Raw genomic sequence first — 19,167 nt, forward strand, 5'->3', positions numbered from 1 at the left:
AGCACGATTCAGGCATGCACCGTCGACGACAGCGTTTCCTCAGTTGTTAAAAAGCGGAGTTTTATAAAGGATGACGGTGGATTTACAACGTGGTGCATCATCCGGACAGGAAAGGTCAGAACCGTACCTCTGTCAGAGACGGAGGTACGGTCAGAAACGAGAGCGGTCAGTGAATAACCTGGGACAGGAAAGCGCGGGTACGTTCTGACTTCGGATTTGCAAAAAACTCCTGCGGTGGCGCAACCTCCACGATCTCGCCGCGATCCATAAAGATCACCCGATCGGCAACGGTACGTGCAAAGCCCATCTCATGCGTGACACACAGCATCGTCATGCCATCTTCTGCAAGCCCAATCATGGTATCCAGCACCTCTTTCACCATTTCCGGATCCAGGGCAGAGGTGGGCTCATCAAACAGCATAATTTTAGGTTTCATGCACAATGAACGCGCAATCGCGACACGCTGCTGTTGGCCGCCTGAAAGCTGACCAGGAAACTTATGCGCGTGTTCAGCAATGCGTACGCGCTGCAGATAGTGCATCGCAAGCTCCTCCGCTTCTTTTTTGGCAATCTTACGCACCCACATCGGCGCTAGCGTACAGTTCTGCAAAACCGTAAGGTGAGGAAAAAGATTAAAGTGCTGAAAGACCATACCGACTTCAGTACGAACGCGCTCTATATTCCGTACGTCATCATTCAGATGAATACCATCGACCACAATCCGCCCCTTCTGATGTTCCTCCAGATGGTTGATACAACGAATCGTCGTCGACTTTCCTGACCCTGACGGACCGCATAGCACGATACGTTCGCGCGGTTTCACCTGCAGATTAATGTCTTTCAGCACATGAAACTGGCCGTACCATTTGTTCACATTTTCAAGCGAAATCATCGCATTGGTTGAATCAGTTATTATTTGTGTCATAGAAACCTCAGTGCGATTTACGCCCGGTGTGAAAACGTTTTTCCAGATACTGGCTGTAACGTGACATGCTAAAACAGAAAATCCAGTAGACCAGCGCCGCAAAGACATAGCCCTCTGTGGACATGCCCAGCCAGGCCGGATCGACCGTAGCCTGTTGAACGCTGCTAAACAGATCGAACAAACCGATGATGATAACCAGGCTGGTATCTTTGAATAACGCAATAATGGTATTCACCAGGCCCGGAATGGTGAGTTTTAACGCCTGAGGGAGGATCACCAGCATCTGGGTCTTCCAGTATCCCAGGGCAAGGGATTCAGCGGCTTCATACTGTCCTTTTGGTAATGCCTGCAGCCCACCGCGAACTACCTCGGCCACATACGCCGACTGGAACAGAATCACGCCGACTAAGGCACGTACCAGTTTGTCGATAGTGGTTCCCTCTGCCATAAACAGCGGCAGCATGACCGATGACATGAACAGCACGGTGATCAGCGGAACGCCACGCCAGAACTCAATAAAGATGACAGAAAGCGTACGGACAACAGGCATTTTAGAGCGGCGCCCTAACGCCAGCAAAATGCCTAAAGGTAAGGCGCCCGCAATGCCCACCGAGGCGATGATCAGGGTCAGCGTTAAGCCGCCCCACTGGCGCGTTTCCACGCGATCCAGTCCCAAAAATCCACCGTACAGTAAAAACCAGACGATCAGCGGATAGCATACCGCCCAGACGGCGATATAGCGTCCACGAAAGGGCAACCGTTTCAGGAACATGGGCACAATCGACACTAAGCCAATCACCAGCGCAAGATTAATGCGCCAGCGCAGCTCATGAGGATAGAGCCCATACATAAACTGACCAAAACGGGCATGAATAAAGACCCAGCATGCGCCTTCTTTTGTGCAGTCTGCGCGCGTAGTGCCAAACCAGTTGGCATCAAAGATCAGCCAGTTCAGCGCCGGGGGGATCAGGTGCCAGATCAGCCAGATACATAACAACGTCAGTAAGGTGTTAAACCATCCTGAAAACAGGTTCTTGCGGGCCCATAGCCAGCCCCGGCTCAGCGGCGAGGAGGCTACGGGCGTCGTTTCATGTGCAGTGACAGACATAGTCATCCCGTGTTCTTAACGCTCAACCAGCGCGATTTTGCGGTTATAAATATTCATCAACAGTGAAATCAGCAGGCTGATAATCAGGTAGACGCTCATCGTAATCGCAATGGTTTCAATAGCCTGACCGGTCTGATTCAGTACCGTACCGGCAAACAGCGACACCATGTCCGGGTAACCTATCGCGGCAGCCAGAGAGGAGTTTTTGACGATATTGAGATACTGGCTGGTCAGGGGCGGAATAATCACTCGCATGGCCTGAGGAATGATGACCTGACGCAGCGTGACGGGATTCGGTAACCCCAGTGAACGCGCCGCTTCATGCTGTCCGTAAGGCACAGCCTGAATACCTGAGCGAATCACCTCGGCAATGAAAGATGACGTGTAGATCGACAGGGCCAGCGTGAGCGCTGCCAGCTCAGGTATCATGACGAAGCCGCCCCGGAAGTTAAACCCACGCAACTCCGGGATATCCCAGTGCATGGCGGCACCAAAACCTGCATGCGCAACCAGCGGGAACAGGATCAGCATTGCAACAGCTGCGGGCCAGGAGCGACGTAACTGACCTGTTTTAAGCTGATGCTGTCGGTTAAAACGGTATAAACCGTAACTCGCCACCACAGCCAGTGCTAAAGCGATAACGAAAGGCCAGGTACCAGGCGCATAGGTCGGCCAGGGAATATACAGGCCACGATTACTCACGAAGGCGAGATCAAAGGCATTCAGCGCCTGACGCGGGCCGGGCAGGTTACGCAACACCGCGAAATACCAAAAGAAAATCTGCAATAACGGCGGGATATTGCGGAAGATTTCAATGTAGATATTCGCGATTTTACGTAATAACCAGTTCTCTGAGAGACGCGCCAGACCAATAAAGAAGCCCAGTATGGAAGCAAATACAATACAAAGTGCGGAAACCAGCAGGGTATTTGTCAGGCCAACCAGAAATACCCGCGCGTAGGTATCCCCTTCGGAATAATCAATAAGATGCTGAACGATGCCGAAACCCGCATTACGTTCTAAAAAACCAAACCCGGAAGTGATACCGCGATTAGCGAGATTGATGACGGTGTTGTGGACGAGATAACCCACCACAGACAGTACGATAACGATCGCCACGATCTGGTAAAGCCAGGCGCGAACCGTGGGATTACCGAACGAAAAATCCCTTTTCACGGTTGGGCGTTGTGACATGTTGAAACCTCAATAACGAAAGCCTTGCTGGGGCACCGCAGAAAACGGTGCCCGACGGGGAGGTAGACTTAACGAACCGGTGGTGCGTACTGAATACCACCCTGGTTCCAGAGCGCATTCTGGCCACGAGCGATTTTCAGCGGGCTGTCTTTACCGACGTTGCGATCAAAACTTTCCTGATAGTTACCGACCTGCTTGATGATGTTGTACGCCCATTTGTTATCGAGCTTCAGATCCTTGCCATAGTCACCCTCGGCACCTAACAGGTGGGCCATATCGGGCGTCGCTGGCTTCGCGGCTTTCTCATCCACGTTTTTAGAGGTGATGCCCATTTCTTCGGCGTTCAGCATGGCAAACAGTGACCATTTCACGATGGTGAACCAGTCATCATCACCACGACGAACAACAGGACCCAACGGTTCTTTAGAGATGACTTCCGGCAGAACGATAAAGTCGTCTGGTTTACCTAATTTGATACGCAGTGCATAAAGTTGTGACTGATCGGAAGCCAGCGTATCGCAACGGCCGCTATCCAGTGCTTTTGCCGATTCGTCGGAGCGGTCAAATGTCACCGGGGTGTACTGCATCTTGTTCGCTTTGAAATAATCCGCAACGTTCAGTTCAGTGTCAGTACCGGCCTGAATACAGACGGTGGCACCATCCAGCTCTTTCGCACTTTTCAGGCCCGCTTTTTTGTGTGTCAGGAAACCAATGCCGTCATAGTAGTTAACACCGGTAAACATGAAGCCCATGCCGCCATCACGTGATGAGGTCCAGGTAGTGTTACGAGAAAGCACGTCCACTTCGCCAGACTGTAATGCGGTGAAGCGCTCTTTTGCGGTCAGCGGGGTATATTTTACTTTTGTTGCATCACCAAATACGGCTGCTGCCGCGGCACGACAGATATCCACATCAAGACCGGTAAATTTACCGCTGGCGTCTGCATAAGAGAAACCTGGCAGGCCATCGCTGATACCACATTGAACGAATCCTTTCTTTTTAATCGCATCCAGCGTGGCGCCTGCGTGGGCTTGCTGAGCAACGGCGAGCAGCGAAGCCGCAGCAACCAGAGTAGAGAGCATCATCTTTTTCATAAAGCATCCTGTGTGGCATGTCGTGTTGTGTTGTTATGTAGTGCGCACTTTGGTGTGCGTTTCCTGTCTGTGGCGATCAGCCATCCACGACTTTGCAAAGCCAGTGCCAGGTTTGCAGAATTCTGAATTCACCTGAAATATCGGGTAATAATCTGAATTATCCGGAAGGCTGCAATAATATGGCGCACCAAAAGGATGCATTTCGAGTCGGGTAGATCACATTTAGTGCAATTTGTTTCACTATTTAGCAACAGTGTGAGCCTGTTTGCATGTGGCTGATGTAAGCAGACATGAGATTGCTTAAAAAGGTAGCCGTGCTCACAAAAGGCCGACAGGGCTGGGCTGAAGGGCATGGTGGTACAAAAGACAAAGGCCGCGAAGAAGAGAAAATGTGAAAGGTAAGTCTGTTAAAGTCACGCTGGCGACTGCAACTACAGTTACCATATGTGATGCAACTGTTTCAGCGTTTTTAAAAAAATTTGCGTAGTAACGCACAAATAAAAACGCCAGCCCGAAGGCTGGCGAGATTAACGGTGTGAACCTGAATCAGTTCATGCCGTATTTTTTCAGTTTCTTACGCAGCGTACCGCGGTTGATACCCATCATCAGGGCAGCACGGGTCTGGTTGCCACGGGTATACTGCATCACCATGTCCAACAGAGGCTGCTCGACTTCAGCCAAAACCAGCTCATACAGGTCACTCACATCCTGACCATTCAGTTGAGCAAAATAGTTCTTCAGTGCCTGTTTAACCGAATCACGCAAAGGTTTTTGAGTTACCTGATCCTGTGAGTTAACGGTAGAAACGGTCAGTACGTCAGAATTTACGCGTTGTTCGAACATAGTTCTTTCAGCTCTTTATTTCGTTACGCAAGATTTTCGAAGTATGCCTCCAACGCCTCCAGCTGTTCGCTGGCATCCTCAATGGCGTTGAATGTGCGCCGAAACTGGTCATTTGGGGCATGTTCCTGGAGATACCAGGACACGTGCTTCCGCGCTATACGGTATCCCTTGCCTGGACCGTAAAAGTCGTGCAGCTCACGTATATGCGAAACAAGCAAACGCTTGACCTCTGCCAGTGGCAGCGGGGCAAGCAGCTCCCCAGTGTCCAGATAATGCTGGATTTCCCGGAAGATCCACGGTCTTCCCTGAGCAGCACGTCCTATCATCAAAGCGTCGGCTCCGGTGTAGTCGAGCACTGCTCTGGCTTTATGCGGGTCAGTTATGTCTCCGTTCGCGATAATCGGAATAGAGACACTCTGCTTAACTGTCCGAATGCTGTCGTATTCAGCGTCTCCGTTGAACAGGCAGGCACGAGTGCGGCCATGTATCGTCAAAGCCTGAATGCCACAACGCTCAGCCAATTGGGCAATCGCGACACAGTTTCTGTTTTCTGGATCCCAACCGGTACGGATTTTCAATGTGACCGGTACATCAACCGCATTTACCACGGCAGAGAGAATAGACTCGACCACGGCAGGATATTGCAGTAAGGCCGACCCCGCCATTTTGCGGTTCACCTTTTTGGCTGGGCAACCCATATTAATATCAATCACCTGTGCACCAGCATCGACATTAATACGTGCAGCCTGAGCCATCTCACTGGGATCACAGCCTGCAATCTGGACGGCACGAATGCCGGGTTCATCACTGTGCACCATGCGTAAACGAGATTTGTCACTGGCCCACACTTCGGGATTGGATGACAACATCTCAGAAACCGCCATTCCTGCACCCATCTCATGACAAAGCGTTCTGAAAGGCCTGTCTGTAATACCGGCCATCGGTGCCGCAATCAGTCGATTTCTCAGCTGGAGGTTTCCAATGCGCATGAAGTCGTAATGCCATACTGTGTCTGCAAGGCGGCGTATATTACGCATTTTTTTCTTAAGATGAAAGGCCAAACTTTGAACAATTCGCAAGAAAACTGCTTTTAGTCTGCTCTGACAAGGGTGTTATGGATAAATGACATTAAAAATCATGGTGTTATCCAGTTATGTTTATTTTGTGAACAAAGGTTTTTCCGACGAAGATTCGGCATTCGCCAGATAAAAAACGTCACATACCGTGATTAACGACACAACACGCCGTACAGACGGTTGACAAAAGCATAGCGATTGAGCGTGAAAGGCAGCGACGACCAGACAGGTTCGCTTTCATCTGTATGAGGAGAAGGTATACAGCCCTGCGACGTTCGCAGGGCTGAGTCTGACGCTCGCATCGTTTACGACGCTAAGCGTTTTTTACACCCGTAATCCGGCACCATTCTTCCTTAACGGCGACAGGGTCCAGCGCAAAGTGCATGGCATAAGCTTCACAGACACTCTCGGCCTGGCTTTCCAGCACGCCTGATAATCCCAGATGCCCGCCTGGTTTAGGCAGCACCCGGATAAGCGGCGCTAACTCACGCAGCGGTCCGGCAAGAATGTTTGCCACTACCACATCAGCCTGCAGGTTTTCCGGTTGCTGATGCGGCAGATAAAGAGACAGACGGTCCGCCACCCCATTGCGCTCGGCATTGTCGCGGCTGGCCTGAATCGCCTGAGGATCGATATCAATCCCAATGGCCTGCGCTGCACCCAGCTTTAAGGCGGCGATCGCCAGGATCCCAGAGCCGCAGCCAAAATCGATCACCGTTTTACCGTTCAGATCCAGACCGTCGAGCCACGTCAGACAGAGCGATGTGGTGGGATGTGTGCCGGTTCCGAAAGCCAGCCCGGGATCCAGCATGACATTGACGGCATTCGGATCGGGCACATCGCGCCAGCTCGGGCAGATCCACAAGCGCTCACCAAAGCGCATAGGATGGAAGTTCTCCATCCACTCGCGTTCCCAGTCTTTGTCTTCGATCTGCTCGATCTTGTGGCGAAAATTCTCTCCCAGCAGTGGATGCTGTGAAAGTTCGGCAATGACGCCTTCCATGTCGCTTTCGGCATCGAACAACCCGATAACATCGGTATCGCCCCATAAACGGGTTTCCCCGGGCAGAGGTTCGTAGACGGGCGTGTCATGGGTATCCTGAAAGGTCACTGACACGGCACCGGTTTCCATCAGTGCATCGCTCAGCGCCTCTGCGTTGGCACCAGAACTGTTAATTTTGATTTGAATCCACGGCATAACATCTCTCTTAATTCAGTGTTGTGGTGCGTTAACCACGGCGGGTAAACGCCCAAACAGATTGCCGACCAGGAACGCCAGCAGACTTAACAATAAGGAAGGCACGATGGGATGAAATCCCCACAGTTGCAGGCCCAGGGTTGCCAGAATGGCATAACAGCCTCCGCCGACCACCATCCCGCTGAGCGCGCCTGCGGCATTGGCGCGTTCCCAATATAACCCCAGAACCAGCGGCCACAGGAATACTGCCTCCAGCCCACCAAACGCCAGCAGGTTAAGCCAGATAATCATGTCGGGCGGATGCCAGGCCACGAACAACAAAACGACACCCAGGGCAAATGTCACCGTGCCCGATAACATCCGCAGTCGTGGCTCATTGTCCAGTTGCTGAGGTGCGAGGCGTAAATACAGATCTTTTACCAGCGTAGCGGAAGCCTGCAACAGCTGCGCATTGATGGTCGACATGATCGCCGCCATCGGCGCCGCTAAAAACAGCCCAGCGGCCAGCGGCGGCAGGACGGTAATCATCAGCGTCGGGATAACCCGATCCGGCACGGTCAGATCGGGCAATATGGCGCGGCCCAGCGCGCCTGCCAGATGCATTCCCAGCATCAGTACCACCACCACGATAGTGCCGAGAACAATCGCCCGGTGAACGGCTTTACTGTCCTTGTAGGAAATACAGCGGACAGCGGTATGGGGCAGACCGATAACGCCAAAACAGACCAGAACGATAAATGAGCTCAGGAACGTCGGCGTAATGATATCGCCCGGCCCCTCAGGAGACAGCAGTTTGGGATCAATCGCATGCAGTTTTTCTACAGCAGTGTGGATCCCTCCGGCATGGTGAATAATTGCAAACAGCAGCAAAAAGGTGCCAATCAGCATCACAATGCCCTGCATGGCATCGTTAAGCACGCTGGCCCGGAAGCCACCAAATGCCGTATAAAGCGCGATAGTCCCACCGAAGATCAGTAATCCCGTGTCGTAGGGGATACCGGCTGCGGTTTCCAGCAGGCGTGCGCCACCGATAAACTGCACGGCCATCGCGCCCACAAAGGCAACGAGTAAACTCAGGCTGGCCAGGACCACCAATAGTGTGCTGCCATAGCGCGCATAGAGCATATCGTTAAGCGTGACCGCATTATGCTTACGCGCCAGAATGGCAAATTTCTTCCCCAGTACACCTAGTGAAAGCCAGACAGCAGGAACCTGAACCATGGCCAGCAGCACCCAGCCCAGACCATATTTATACGCTGCGCCTGGGCCACCGATAAAGGAGCTGGCGCTGATATAGGTGGTGGTGATGGTCATAGCCAGCACAAATCCGCCCATCGAACGGCTACCCAGAAAATACTCGGTCAGGAAATTTCCTTTGCGCTGTTTACGCATCGCAAAGACGGACAGACCGGCAATAACGACCAGATAAGCCAACAGTGGCAGGATGATTTCAGTGTTCATCTTCCTCCTCAAGAGACATCTCACGGAAGCGTGTACGGACCATTAGCCAGCACAGAAAAATGAACAGCAGAGGCGCAAAAATGCAGGAGAGCTCAAACCAGCGTGGCAAACCGGTTATGCCAACCGCATCGCCGCCCGACCAGGCGGAAATGCCCCAGACAGCCAGCCAGGCCAGCGTGAGACAGAGCGACCAGCGAGCCTCTTTGTGAGCCTGTAAAAAACGCGCGTCCATGATGTGACCTTAACGCCAGCGGGAAAAGAAAAAGGCCGGAATATCCGGCCTCAGACTAACTCAGCATTGCGATTACTTCTCGTGCAGGCCGAGTTTTTTCTCCAGATAGTGGATATTGGTGCCACCGTGCTGGAAGTTTTCATCGGACATGATTTTCATCTGCAGTTCGATGTTGGTTTTGATGCCGTCGATAATCAGCTCCGCCAGCGCGTTTTTCATACGGGCAATGGCGATATCACGGGTTTCACCGTAGGTGATGAGCTTTCCGATCATGGAATCATAATACGGCGGCACGCTGTAACCCGCATAAATATGGGATTCCCAACGCACACCAAAACCACCCGGTGCATGGAAACGGGTAATCTTACCAGGGCTTGGCAGGAAGGTGACCGGATCCTCGGCGTTGATACGGCATTCAACCGCATGACCGCGAATAATCACATCTTCTTGCTTGATTGACAGCGGCTGGCCAGCAGCAATACGCAGCTGCTCTTTAATCAGGTCGACGCCGGTGATCATTTCGGTGACCGGATGTTCAACCTGAATACGGGTGTTCATTTCAATGAAATAGAACTCGCCATTCTCGTACAGGAACTCAAACGTCCCTGCGCCGCGATAGCCGATATCGATACAGGCTTTAGTACAACGCTCACCGATGAATGAACGCAGCTCTGGCGTAATGCCCGGTGCTGGCGCTTCTTCCACGACTTTCTGGTGGCGGCGCTGCATAGAACAGTCACGCTCGCCCAGATAGATGGCGTTGCCCTGGCCATCAGCCAGAACCTGGATTTCGATGTGACGTGGATTTTCCAGATACTTCTCCATGTACACCATGTCGTTGTTGAAAGCCGCTTTGGCTTCCGCTTTCGTCATGTTGATGGATTGTTCCAGATCTTTGTCACTGCGCACAACGCGCATACCACGACCGCCGCCGCCGCCGGAGGCTTTAATAATGACCGGATAGCCGATGCGCTTGGCGAAGGCACGGTTTTTTTCCATGTCATCGGTCAGTGAGCCATCGGAGCCAGGTACGGTCGGCACGCCAGCTTTCTTCATCGCCGTGATGGCCGACACTTTATCGCCCATCAGGCGGATGGTGTCAGCTTTTGGACCCACAAAGATAAAGCCAGAGCGCTCAACCTGCTCAGCAAAATCCGCGTTCTCAGACAGGAAGCCGTAGCCAGGGTGAATCGCCACCGCGCCGGTGATTTCTGCAGCAGAGATCAACGCCGGGATGTTGAGATAACTTTTGACCGACTGTGCCGGGCCGATGCAAACCGTTTCGTCTGCCAGCAGCACGTGTTTCAGGTCACGGTCCGCGCTTGAGTGAACAGCGACAGTCTTAATGCCCAGTTCTTTACAGGCACGCAGAATGCGCAGTGCAATCTCACCGCGGTTAGCAATAACAATTTTATCCAGCATGGTTCGCCCCGTTATTCGATGACAACAAGTGGCTCGTCAAATTCTACCGGTTGACCACTTTCGACCAGAATGGCTTTAACAACGCCAGATTTGTCGGCTTCGATCTGGTTCATCATTTTCATGGCTTCAACGATGCACAGCGTGTCACCGGCATTGACTTTCTGGCCCACTTCCACAAACGCTTTCGCATCCGGGCTTGGTGTGCGGTAGAAGGTACCGACCATCGGTGAACGTACGATGTGACCACTGATTTCTGCTGGTGCAGCTTCTGCGACAGCGGCAACAGGTGCCACGGCGCTCGCCAGCGCCGGTTGCTGAGCAACAGGCGCAGCATAAGCCTGCTGCATCATCGGATAACCAGTGTTTGCAGGTGCACGACTGATACGAACAGACTCTTCACCTTCGGAAATCTCCAGCTCAGAAATGCCAGATTCTTCAACCAGTTCGATCAGTTTTTTAATTTTACGAATATCCATGAATGGGGTTCCGTACTCAGTTTGATTAATTAGTATGAGACAGGCGCTTTACTGCCGTTTGTAATGCCCACGAGTAGCCATCGGCGCCAAGCCCACAAATAACGCCCGCAGAGACATCAGAAAAATAGGAATGTTGGCGGAAGGGCTCGCGGCTGTGCACATTTGACAAATGAACTTCGATAAAGGGAATGTCCACTGCTAACAGCGCATCACGAAGTGCGACGCTGGTGTGCGTAAACGCGGCAGGATTGATGATGATATAATCCACGTTGCCTTTTGCCTCATGAATGCGATCAATGAGCTGATATTCAGCATTGGACTGCAAATGGCTTAACGCTACATTCAACTGGTCTGCCTGCTGCACCAGACGAGAAACGATCTGATCCAGCGTGACGTCCCCGTATTTTTCAGGCTCGCGCGTTCCCAACAGATTAAGGTTGGGACCGTTCAAAAGCAGAATATGTAATTTATCGGCCATCTTGCTGCCATCTCCCGCAATCATTGAGGCATCGCGTAAAATACCTTGCCGCTTTCCATTTGTCACCCGTCACGGTGAAAAAGAAGCGTCAAATCGCAATAAAGCCGGCCATTATATCCGTTTCGTGGCATTTCGCAGCAAAATACTGGTCTTATCTGCGAAGTTGATCGGATGCGGTCCGGAGACCGCATTTTTGCAGACGATAGCGGGGAAAAGAGCGGTTAACGCGGCCACCACTTAATGAACTTTTTGTAGCGCCACGCTAACAGGACCAGGGCTAAAAGCGCATAAATAATGGGTTGCGGCGAAAGGATTTTGACTGACCAGAGATAATGGACAGGTGCCAGGATCGCGACCAGATAGATCAGGTTATGCAATGTTTGCCACCGTTTGCCAAGTTTACGCTGCATGCGCTGGAAAGACGTGACGGCCAGCGCCAACAAGATAAACCAGGAGAGGATCCCCAGCGTCAGATAGGGCCGGGAAATCAGCTCACTGCCCAGCAGGCCGATGTTATTTATTCCCAGCTCCAACAGGTAGTAGCTGGTCAAATGCAAACTGGCCCAGAAAAATGTCCAGATCCCCAGCAGGCGTCGGGTCCGAATAAGCAGGGGTTGTTTTATCAGGCGCGTTAAGGGCGACACCAGCAACGTAGCCAGCAGCAGTTTCAATGCCATTCGGCCGGTAAAATGCTGGATATCCTTTGCCGGATCGGCGCTCAGTCCACCGTGCATCGCGGCCATGATCAAATAAACCAACGGCAGGAACGCAGCCAGATGCAACAGGACTTTAAGCCAGCCGATCTGCTTTATTGTCAGGCGCACTCAATAATTCTCCCGCAAATCCATGCCGCGATAGAGCGAGGCAACCTGATCGGCATAACCGTTGAAGAGTAACGTGGGCTGACGATCCACATTAAAGCTACTGCCCGGACCAATAAAACGTTCGGTCGCCTGTGACCAGCGTGGATGGTTCACATGGGGATTCACGTTGGCATAGAAACCATACTCATTGTCGGCAATCTGATTCCATGTCGTTGGCGGTTGATCGTGAGTGAGCGTAATTTTCACAATGGACTTGATGCCCTTAAAGCCATATTTCCACGGAACCGTCAGGCGAATCGGCGCACCATTCTGCGGCGGCAGCGCTTTACCGTATACGCCCGTTGTCAGAATCGTAAGCGGATGCATCGCTTCATCCAGGCGCAAACCTTCTACATAAGGGTAATTGAGCCCGCCGCCAATAAACCGGTCTTTTTGCCCTGGCATCTGATCGGGCGCGTACAGCGTCTGGAAGGCGACGAAGCGGGCTTTGCTGGTGGGTTCTGCCAGCTTCAGCAGTTTATTTAGTTCAAATCCGATCCAGGGAACGACCATCGACCAGGCTTCAACACAGCGCATGCGATAGATTCGTTGCTCCATCGCGAAGCGCTTAAAAATATCATCCATGTCCAGCGTCACGGGCTTAGCCACTTCGCCCTCAATCGTCAGTTTCCAGGGATCGGTTTTTAGGGTACTGGCGTTCGCCGCAGGATCGGCTTTATCCAGACCAAATTCGTAGAAATTGTTGTATCCGGAAACTTTATCGGCGGGCGTTAAGGGCAGGTTAGCCTGGTACTGGGCGGGTTTGGTAAAGTCAAGCGGACGGCCTGCGGGGGCAGCAGGGCGGTCGTTGCCTTTGAACCAGCTCAGGATATCAGCATTCGCCATGCCGGGAAGGCCCATGGCTGCGGCACCCAGCCCCAGCGTCTGAAGCACCCGACGACGGTTCATATTAAAGATGCTTTCTGGCGTTACATCTGCTTCGGTCAGGCTTTTAGTCGGCTTCATCATTTTTCTCCAGGCGCGATAGTCTCAACCAGCATGATGACTATTACTTATGCTGGCGAATTTCGCTGCAAAAATGTGAAATTTCCTGGCTTCGCTCTCAAATGGGAATCCACTGAAAAATGTAGAATCAGGCGCTGTGAGATCTTCTCAGCGGTATACTTCGCCTTCACGCACAACGCCACTGTTGCCAGACGACATTTGTGTTATTTTGCACAAATTTCTTCCGGCTGCCGTGCAGCGCCAGCGTGATCCGGCGACAACCGAAGTGAAACAGGCACAGGGATGCGATTAACGACCAAACTTTCTGCATTTATTACACTGATTAGCGTACTGGCAATGGTTTTAATGCTGGTGGGTTGTGCTTTTAGTGTTTTCTGGCTCACGCATCAGCGCGTCGAAAGTCGCGTACAGGTGCTGGCGACCGAAGTTGATAACGTCTTGCTGAGCCAGCCTCCCGATGCGCTCAAGGCCTGGCTGGCCCCGATGTTGCCTGTTATCAACGCGAAGCAACTTTCTCTCTATAATGGTCGCCAACCTGTTTTTACGCTGTCCCGCCATGAAAATCAGATGCTCGAGCACGAAAAAAACCGCTATATCCATTTTGACATTGCGCTAATGCACCAACCGGGAATGCGGCTCCAGTTGACGATTCTCGATCCTGCACAAACCTGGCTACGCTCGATTCCTGCAACTTATACCCTTGTCGCCCTCGTGCTGGTTGTACTGATTATGGCGGTGATGCTGTCCATCATCCATCGCTGGCTGGTGCGTCAATGGCGCGGGATGGAACACCTGGAAAGTCGTTCGGCATCGATTCTTGCTGGCGAGCGTACCTTCTTCCGCCAAAAGGAGCGTGATGAGTGGCCGCCCAAAGCCAGTCGGGCGATCGATCAGCTTCTGTCAGATTTACAGGAAGCCGGCGAGCAGCGCGTTCGCATTGATACGTTAATTCGTACCTTTGCTGCGCAGGATGGCCGAACCGGGCTGAATAACCGGCTTTTCTTCGATAATCAGTTGGCCACCTTGCTGGAGGACCAGGAAGATGTCGGGACACACGGCGTGGTCATGATGATCCGCTTTCCTGAGCTCGACACGCACGATCACTCGCTTGGACCGGTGCTGGTTGAAGAGTACCTGTTTAACGTCGTCAATATGCTGTCCACTTTTGTCATGCGTTATCCCGGCGCGCTTCTTGCGCGTTATTTTCGCAGTGATTTTGCGGTATTGCTGCCGCACCGCAGCCTGAAAGAGGCCAACAGCATCGCTGACCAGTTAATTAATGCCGTTGATGCGTTACCTCCTATGCGCATGGTGAACCGTGACGACTTTATTCACATTGGTATCAGCGCCTGGCACAGTGGCCAGACGGTGCCGCAGGTAATGGAAAATGTGGAGATGGCGACGCGACGGGCAACGCTGTCCGGTGGCAATAACTGGTCAAACGGCGCGGGCAATCCGCAGGATGCCGGGCGCGGCAGTGTTCGCTGGCGCACTTTGCTGGAAAATACACTCAGTCGCGGTGGGCCGCGGCTCTATCAAAAACCTGCCGTGGACCGTGAGGGCAAGGTTCGTCATCGTGTCATACTCAGCCGCATCTTTGATGGTGATAAAGAAGTGCTGTCGGCTGAATACATGCCACTGGTGCAGCAGCTTGGGATGGTAGAGAGCTGGGACCGGCAGATGGTGTTGCGCATTGCCGCTTTGTCAGAGCTGTGGCCTGAAGAAACACTGGTTATCCCGGTCAGTATCGACTCTCTGTTAAAGCGTCCCTTTGTCGTCTGGTTGCAGCGAATGTTGCTGGCCTGCCCAAAAAGTCAGCGAAAACGATTTTTATTTGAACTTGCGGAAGGGGATGTTTGTCAACACATCAGCCGTTTGATTCCGGTGTTGCATTCGCTCCAGGCATTTGGCTGCCGGATTGCCATCAGTCAGGCAGGACTGACGGTAGTCAGTAGCGCCTATATCAGGCAACTGCCGGTCGCGTTAATCAAGCTGGATGCCGGCCTGGTGCGCAACATTGAGCGCCGTACTGAAAATCAGCTGTTTGTGCGGAGCCTGCTGGACGTCTGCAAGCCGACCGGTACCCGGCTTTATGCGGCAGGCGTTCGCACAAAAGCGGAGTGGCAAACTCTGGTCGAATTAGGGGTTGAAGGCGGGCAGGGCGACCTGTTTTCACCTTCTCAGCCGGTCAACAGTAATGTGAAAAAGTACTCGCAACGTTACCAGATTTAATCGTTTGCCTGAATTCGCCGGTTTTACGCCAGCTTTTAGTGAATACAGGACAACAAACAGGCAGAATAGAGCGCCTGAAATGTTAGATTTTATGTCGGAGTAAAGTTAAGAAAATTCTTTAACAAGCAGCTCTGATAGCGTGATATCGCTGTTCCGCTCGTGTGCGAAACAGCTGTAAATGATTTAATGCGAATGTCGCCTAATTTTTCACCGAAGCAGAACGTTTTTGCGCCTTGTGGCAGCTTCGTGTGGTTGGTAAAGTAAGCGGATTTTATTTTCCGCCTCCAGCTTGCAGGATTATCCCTTAGTATGTTTAAAAAATTTCGTGGCATGTTTTCCAATGACTTGTCCATTGACCTGGGTACCGCGAACACCCTGATTTATGTAAAAGGACAAGGCATCGTGCTGAACGAGCCTTCCGTAGTGGCTATTCGCCAGGATCGTGCCGGCTCACCTAAAAGTGTAGCGGCCGTTGGTCATGACGCCAAACAGATGCTAGGCCGTACACCGGGCAATATTGCAGCCATTCGTCCTATGAAAGATGGCGTTATCGCCGACTTCTTCGTGACCGAGAAAATGCTGCAGCACTTCATTAAGCAGGTTCACAGCAACAGCTTTATGCGCCCAAGTCCGCGCGTGCTGGTATGTGTGCCTGTCGGTGCCACGCAGGTTGAGCGCCGCGCAATCCGCGAATCTGCCCAGGGGGCGGGTGCACGTGAAGTGTTCCTGATTGAAGAACCTATGGCGGCCGCCATTGGCGCTGGCTTACCGGTTTCTGAAGCGACCGGGTCAATGGTAGTCGATATTGGTGGCGGTACCACTGAAGTTGCCGTCATTTCTTTGAACGGCGTAGTTTACTCTTCTTCCGTGCGTATCGGTGGTGACCGCTTCGATGAAGCCATCATTAATTATGTGCGCCGTAATTACGGTTCACTGATTGGTGAAGCCACAGCGGAACGTATCAAGCATGAGATCGGCTCTGCTTACCCGGGTGACGAAGTGCGTGAGATCGAAGTGCGTGGTCGTAACCTGGCAGAAGGTGTGCCACGCGGCTTTACCCTTAACTCAAATGAAATCCTTGAAGCCCTGCAAGAGCCGCTTACCGGAATTGTGAGTGCAGTAATGGTCGCGCTGGAACAGTGTCCGCCAGAACTCGCCTCTGACATTTCCGAGCGTGGCATGGTCCTGACAGGCGGTGGTGCGCTGCTGAGAAATCTGGATCGTCTGCTGATGGAAGAAACAGGCATTCCTGTTGTCGTCGCGGAAGATCCGCTGACCTGCGTTGCGCGCGGCGGCGGTAAAGCCCTGGAAATGATCGACATGCATGGCGGCGATTTATTCAGCGAAGAATAATGGCCTCAACCGGCTGAGACCGTCGTAACAGTGCGCAGGGAGTAGCGTGTAAACCGGCGCTGCGTGCATCGGTATGATGTGTCCAGCCCAGGAAAGTGCGGTACGTCCGTACTTTCTTACCTTGTAGTCGAGGAACACGCAGATTATATGAAGCCGATTTTTAGCAGAGGCCCTTCTCTGCAATTGCGTCTCTTTCTGGCGGTGATTGTGGCGATTGCCATCATCATCGCAGATAGTCGCGTGAGTTCATTTACGCAAATACGCAACTATCTGGACACATCGGTCAGTCCGTTTTACTTCCTGGCCAACGGCCCGCGTCAACTTCTGGATGGCGTGTCAGATACGCTGGCTTCACGCCAGCAGCTTGAGCTGGAAAATAAAGCGTTACGTCGGGAGCTGTTTCTGAAAAACAGCGACCTGCTCATGCTGGGGCAATACAAGCAGGAGAATGCACGCCTGCGCGAATTGCTGGGTTCACCTCTGCGTCAGGACGAGCATAAGATGGTGACCCAGGTGATCTCCACCGGTACCGATCCCTATACCGATCAGGTCGTGATTGATAAAGGCAGCGCCAATGGCGTATATGAAGGTCAGCCGGTCATCAGTGATAAAGGTGTTGTGGGCCAGGTCATCGCTGTCGGTCAGTTTACCAGCCGCGTTCTGCTCATTTGTGATGCATCACATGCGCTACCCATTCAGGTACTGCGTAATGATATTCGTGTCATTGCGGCGGGCAATGGCTGTACGGAAGATTTACAACTCGAACATCTGCCAGGCAATACCGATATTCGCGTGGGCGATGTGTTAGTCACCTCAGGCTTAGGTGGCCGCTTCCCTGAAGGCTATCCTGTCGGTGTCGTGTCCTCGGTAAAAGTGGATACGCAACGCGCTTATACCGTGATTCAGGCACATCCTACTGCGGGTCTGCAACGTCTGCGCTATTTGCTGCTGCTTTGGGGAGCCGATCATAATGGTGATATGCCTATGGCGCCTGATGAAGTGCATCGGGTCGCGAACGAGCGCCTGATGCAAATGATGCCGCAGGTGCTGCCGCCTGCCGGCGAAATGGGGCCGCCTGCGCCCACTACACAGACTACCACACCCGCTTCGGGCAGCAGCGAAAGTCGTTCGCAGGATGCCGCTTCCCGCTCACGCGGAGGCCAGAATTGAGTCGATATCGCAGCCAGGGACGATGGGTGATCTGGCTGTCCTTTCTGATGGCGTTTATTCTGCAAATCATGCCATGGCCGGAACAGATCTATATGTTCCGGCCATCGTGGCTATTGTTAATTCTGGTGTATTGGGTGCTGGCGCTGCCGCATCGCGTGAATGTGGGCAGCGGTTTTCTGCTGGGGGCGATTATGGATTTAATCGCCGGTTCGACGTTGGGCGTTCGCGCACTGGCGCTCAGCATTATCGCCTATCTGGTTGCGTTTAAATTCCAGTTATTCCGTAACTTAGCATTGTGGCAGCAGGCGTTAATGGTTATGGTGCTGTCATTAGCAATGGATGTGATCGTCTTCTGGGCAGAGTTTCTGGTGATCAACGTCTCATTCCGCCCTGAAATTTTCTGGAGCAGTGTTGTCGACGGGATTCTCTGGCCGTGGCTATTCTTATTGATGAGAAAGATCCGCCGTCAGTTCGCTGTTCAATAAGGAAATTTATGGTAACCCTGTATCTGGCCTCCGCGTCTCCCCGCCGACGTGAACTGCTGAGCAAGCTTGGCATCACCTTCGAGCGTCTTGTCACTGATGTTGAAGAGCAACGTCAACCCGGTGAAACGGCAGAGGGCTATGTTCGACGCCTGGCGCATGACAAAGCTAAAGCGGGCGTCACGCTTGCCCGGCAAGACTTACCGGTGCTGGGTGCCGACACCATCGTGGTGCTCAATGGCGAGGTGCTGGAAAAGCCCCACGATGCCGACCATGCCAGCGCAATGCTCAGTAAACTCTCGGGAAAAACGCATCAGGTCATGACGGCTATCGCGCTGGCCGATCGTCAGCAGGTGCTGGACTGTCTGGTGGTCACCGAGGTGACGTTTCGTAACTTAACCGCACACGACATCAATGAGTACATCGCCACAGGTGAACCTATGGATAAAGCAGGCGCTTACGGTATTCAGGGAAAGGGCGGAAACTTTGTTCGTAAAATCAATGGAAGTTATCACGCAGTCGTCGGATTACCGTTGGTTGAGACCGCGGAACTGATCGACCAGTTCCAGTCACTGCGTGCCGTAAGGGGTTAAC

Annotated in this window: 19 protein-coding genes; 5 read left to right on the top strand and 14 right to left on the bottom strand. The window is 52.5% G+C overall.

All coding sequences use genetic code 11. The features are described from left to right. Window positions 1-166: 166 nt before the first annotated feature. The 14 genes from C1N59_RS02265 to msrP form a co-directional block, all read right to left on the bottom strand. Window positions 167-925 carry an amino acid ABC transporter ATP-binding protein gene (locus C1N59_RS02265; RefSeq protein WP_033740081.1) on the bottom strand — a complete coding sequence of 253 codons (759 nt, stop codon included), beginning with the start codon at window positions 923-925 and terminating at the stop codon, window positions 167-169. Between the two features lie 7 nt (window positions 926-932). Then, on the bottom strand, window positions 933-2,033 hold the full coding sequence (locus C1N59_RS02270) for an amino acid ABC transporter permease (RefSeq protein ID WP_375094075.1): 1,101 nt from the start codon (window positions 2,031-2,033) through the stop codon (window positions 933-935). Between the two features lie 15 nt (window positions 2,034-2,048). Beyond that, window positions 2,049-3,227 (bottom strand): amino acid ABC transporter permease, encoded by a 1,179-nt coding sequence (locus tag C1N59_RS02275; protein ID WP_394550245.1) that lies wholly within the window; start codon window positions 3,225-3,227, stop codon window positions 2,049-2,051. A gap of 68 nt (window positions 3,228-3,295) precedes the next feature. Beyond that, complete coding sequence (locus tag C1N59_RS02280; RefSeq protein ID WP_033740076.1) at window positions 3,296-4,321, bottom strand: amino acid ABC transporter substrate-binding protein; 1,026 nt, start codon at window positions 4,319-4,321, stop codon at window positions 3,296-3,298. 546 nt (window positions 4,322-4,867) lie between these two features. Beyond that, entirely contained in the window at window positions 4,868-5,164 is a 297-nt protein-coding gene (gene fis / locus C1N59_RS02285) for a DNA-binding transcriptional regulator Fis (protein WP_003855228.1), read from the bottom strand. A gap of 23 nt (window positions 5,165-5,187) precedes the next feature. Beyond that, complete coding sequence (gene dusB, locus C1N59_RS02290; protein WP_033740115.1) at window positions 5,188-6,153, bottom strand: tRNA dihydrouridine synthase DusB; 966 nt, start codon at window positions 6,151-6,153, stop codon at window positions 5,188-5,190. Between the two features lie 400 nt (window positions 6,154-6,553). After that, window positions 6,554-7,438 carry a 50S ribosomal protein L11 methyltransferase gene (gene prmA / locus C1N59_RS02295; protein ID WP_033740074.1) on the bottom strand — a complete coding sequence of 295 codons (885 nt, stop codon included), beginning with the start codon at window positions 7,436-7,438 and terminating at the stop codon, window positions 6,554-6,556. 15 nt (window positions 7,439-7,453) lie between these two features. Continuing rightward, window positions 7,454-8,899 (bottom strand): sodium/pantothenate symporter, encoded by a 1,446-nt coding sequence (gene panF, locus C1N59_RS02300; protein WP_033740073.1) that lies wholly within the window; start codon window positions 8,897-8,899, stop codon window positions 7,454-7,456. After that, window positions 8,889-9,131: a YhdT family protein gene (locus C1N59_RS02305; RefSeq protein WP_033740072.1), complete on the bottom strand. Its 243-nt coding sequence runs from the start codon at window positions 9,129-9,131 to the stop codon at window positions 8,889-8,891. The genes panF and C1N59_RS02305 overlap by 11 nt, the downstream gene beginning before the upstream one ends. Before the next feature lie 72 nt (window positions 9,132-9,203). Next, a complete protein-coding gene (accC, locus tag C1N59_RS02310) occupies window positions 9,204-10,553 on the bottom strand; it encodes an acetyl-CoA carboxylase biotin carboxylase subunit (protein WP_039341728.1) in 1,350 nt (449 codons plus the stop codon). A gap of 11 nt (window positions 10,554-10,564) precedes the next feature. Next, window positions 10,565-11,029, bottom strand: a complete 465-nt coding sequence (gene accB, locus C1N59_RS02315) for an acetyl-CoA carboxylase biotin carboxyl carrier protein (protein WP_033740068.1) — start codon at window positions 11,027-11,029, stop codon at window positions 10,565-10,567. Window positions 11,030-11,054: 25 nt separating this feature from the next. Next, window positions 11,055-11,507 (bottom strand): type II 3-dehydroquinate dehydratase, encoded by a 453-nt coding sequence (aroQ, locus tag C1N59_RS02320; protein ID WP_033740114.1) that lies wholly within the window; start codon window positions 11,505-11,507, stop codon window positions 11,055-11,057. A gap of 221 nt (window positions 11,508-11,728) precedes the next feature. Continuing rightward, complete coding sequence (msrQ, locus tag C1N59_RS02325) at window positions 11,729-12,331, bottom strand: protein-methionine-sulfoxide reductase heme-binding subunit MsrQ (protein WP_006120980.1); 603 nt, start codon at window positions 12,329-12,331, stop codon at window positions 11,729-11,731. Continuing rightward, complete coding sequence (msrP, locus tag C1N59_RS02330; protein WP_394550771.1) at window positions 12,332-13,336, bottom strand: protein-methionine-sulfoxide reductase catalytic subunit MsrP; 1,005 nt, start codon at window positions 13,334-13,336, stop codon at window positions 12,332-12,334. It lies immediately after the preceding gene. Between the two features lie 282 nt (window positions 13,337-13,618). On the opposite strand from msrP, the gene csrD reads away from it, so the two are divergent. The 5 genes from csrD to C1N59_RS02355 all read left to right on the top strand — a co-directional run bounded on the left by csrD (window position 13,619) and on the right by C1N59_RS02355 (window position 19,166). Further along, entirely contained in the window at window positions 13,619-15,568 is a 1,950-nt protein-coding gene (gene csrD, locus C1N59_RS02335; RefSeq protein WP_394550246.1) for an RNase E specificity factor CsrD, read from the top strand. Window positions 15,569-15,877: 309 nt separating this feature from the next. Continuing rightward, window positions 15,878-16,921, top strand: a complete 1,044-nt coding sequence (mreB, locus tag C1N59_RS02340) for a rod shape-determining protein MreB (protein ID WP_003855260.1) — start codon at window positions 15,878-15,880, stop codon at window positions 16,919-16,921. 147 nt (window positions 16,922-17,068) lie between these two features. Next, the gene (gene mreC / locus C1N59_RS02345; protein ID WP_006120977.1) at window positions 17,069-18,091 is read left to right on the top strand and encodes a rod shape-determining protein MreC; all 1,023 of its coding nucleotides are present in this window, start codon (window positions 17,069-17,071) and stop codon (window positions 18,089-18,091) included. Continuing rightward, window positions 18,088-18,576 carry a rod shape-determining protein MreD gene (gene mreD / locus C1N59_RS02350; protein WP_006120976.1) on the top strand — a complete coding sequence of 163 codons (489 nt, stop codon included), beginning with the start codon at window positions 18,088-18,090 and terminating at the stop codon, window positions 18,574-18,576. Before mreC ends, mreD begins: the two co-directional genes overlap by 4 nt. A gap of 8 nt (window positions 18,577-18,584) precedes the next feature. Next, window positions 18,585-19,166 (top strand): Maf family protein, encoded by a 582-nt coding sequence (locus tag C1N59_RS02355; protein ID WP_394550247.1) that lies wholly within the window; start codon window positions 18,585-18,587, stop codon window positions 19,164-19,166. Window position 19,167 lies beyond the last annotated feature (1 nt).

It is taken from the genome of Pantoea sp. SGAir0183 (assembly GCF_043545505.1).

Excerpts from the sequence above, each read along its gene's own strand:
- C1N59_RS02265 (WP_033740081.1), bottom strand. The coding sequence starts at position 925 with ATGACACAAATAATAACTGATTCAACCAATGCGATGATTTCGCTTGAA.
- C1N59_RS02270 (WP_375094075.1), bottom strand. The coding sequence starts at position 2,033 with ATGTCTGTCACTGCACATGAAACGACGCCCGTAGCCTCCTCGCCGCTG.
- C1N59_RS02275 (WP_394550245.1), bottom strand. The coding sequence starts at position 3,227 with ATGTCACAACGCCCAACCGTGAAAAGGGATTTTTCGTTCGGTAATCCC.
- C1N59_RS02280 (WP_033740076.1), bottom strand. The coding sequence starts at position 4,321 with ATGAAAAAGATGATGCTCTCTACTCTGGTTGCTGCGGCTTCGCTGCTC.
- fis (WP_003855228.1), bottom strand. The coding sequence starts at position 5,164 with ATGTTCGAACAACGCGTAAATTCTGACGTACTGACCGTTTCTACCGTT.
- dusB (WP_033740115.1), bottom strand. The coding sequence starts at position 6,153 with ATGCGCATTGGAAACCTCCAGCTGAGAAATCGACTGATTGCGGCACCG.
- prmA (WP_033740074.1), bottom strand. The coding sequence starts at position 7,438 with ATGCCGTGGATTCAAATCAAAATTAACAGTTCTGGTGCCAACGCAGAG.
- panF (WP_033740073.1), bottom strand. The coding sequence starts at position 8,899 with ATGAACACTGAAATCATCCTGCCACTGTTGGCTTATCTGGTCGTTATT.
- C1N59_RS02305 (WP_033740072.1), bottom strand. The coding sequence starts at position 9,131 with ATGGACGCGCGTTTTTTACAGGCTCACAAAGAGGCTCGCTGGTCGCTC.
- accC (WP_039341728.1), bottom strand. The coding sequence starts at position 10,553 with ATGCTGGATAAAATTGTTATTGCTAACCGCGGTGAGATTGCACTGCGC.
- accB (WP_033740068.1), bottom strand. The coding sequence starts at position 11,029 with ATGGATATTCGTAAAATTAAAAAACTGATCGAACTGGTTGAAGAATCT.
- aroQ (WP_033740114.1), bottom strand. The coding sequence starts at position 11,507 with ATGGCCGATAAATTACATATTCTGCTTTTGAACGGTCCCAACCTTAAT.
- msrP (WP_394550771.1), bottom strand. The coding sequence starts at position 13,336 with ATGAAGCCGACTAAAAGCCTGACCGAAGCAGATGTAACGCCAGAAAGC.
- csrD (WP_394550246.1), top strand. The coding sequence starts at position 13,619 with ATGCGATTAACGACCAAACTTTCTGCATTTATTACACTGATTAGCGTA.
- mreB (WP_003855260.1), top strand. The coding sequence starts at position 15,878 with ATGTTTAAAAAATTTCGTGGCATGTTTTCCAATGACTTGTCCATTGAC.
- mreC (WP_006120977.1), top strand. The coding sequence starts at position 17,069 with ATGAAGCCGATTTTTAGCAGAGGCCCTTCTCTGCAATTGCGTCTCTTT.
- C1N59_RS02355 (WP_394550247.1), top strand. The coding sequence starts at position 18,585 with ATGGTAACCCTGTATCTGGCCTCCGCGTCTCCCCGCCGACGTGAACTG.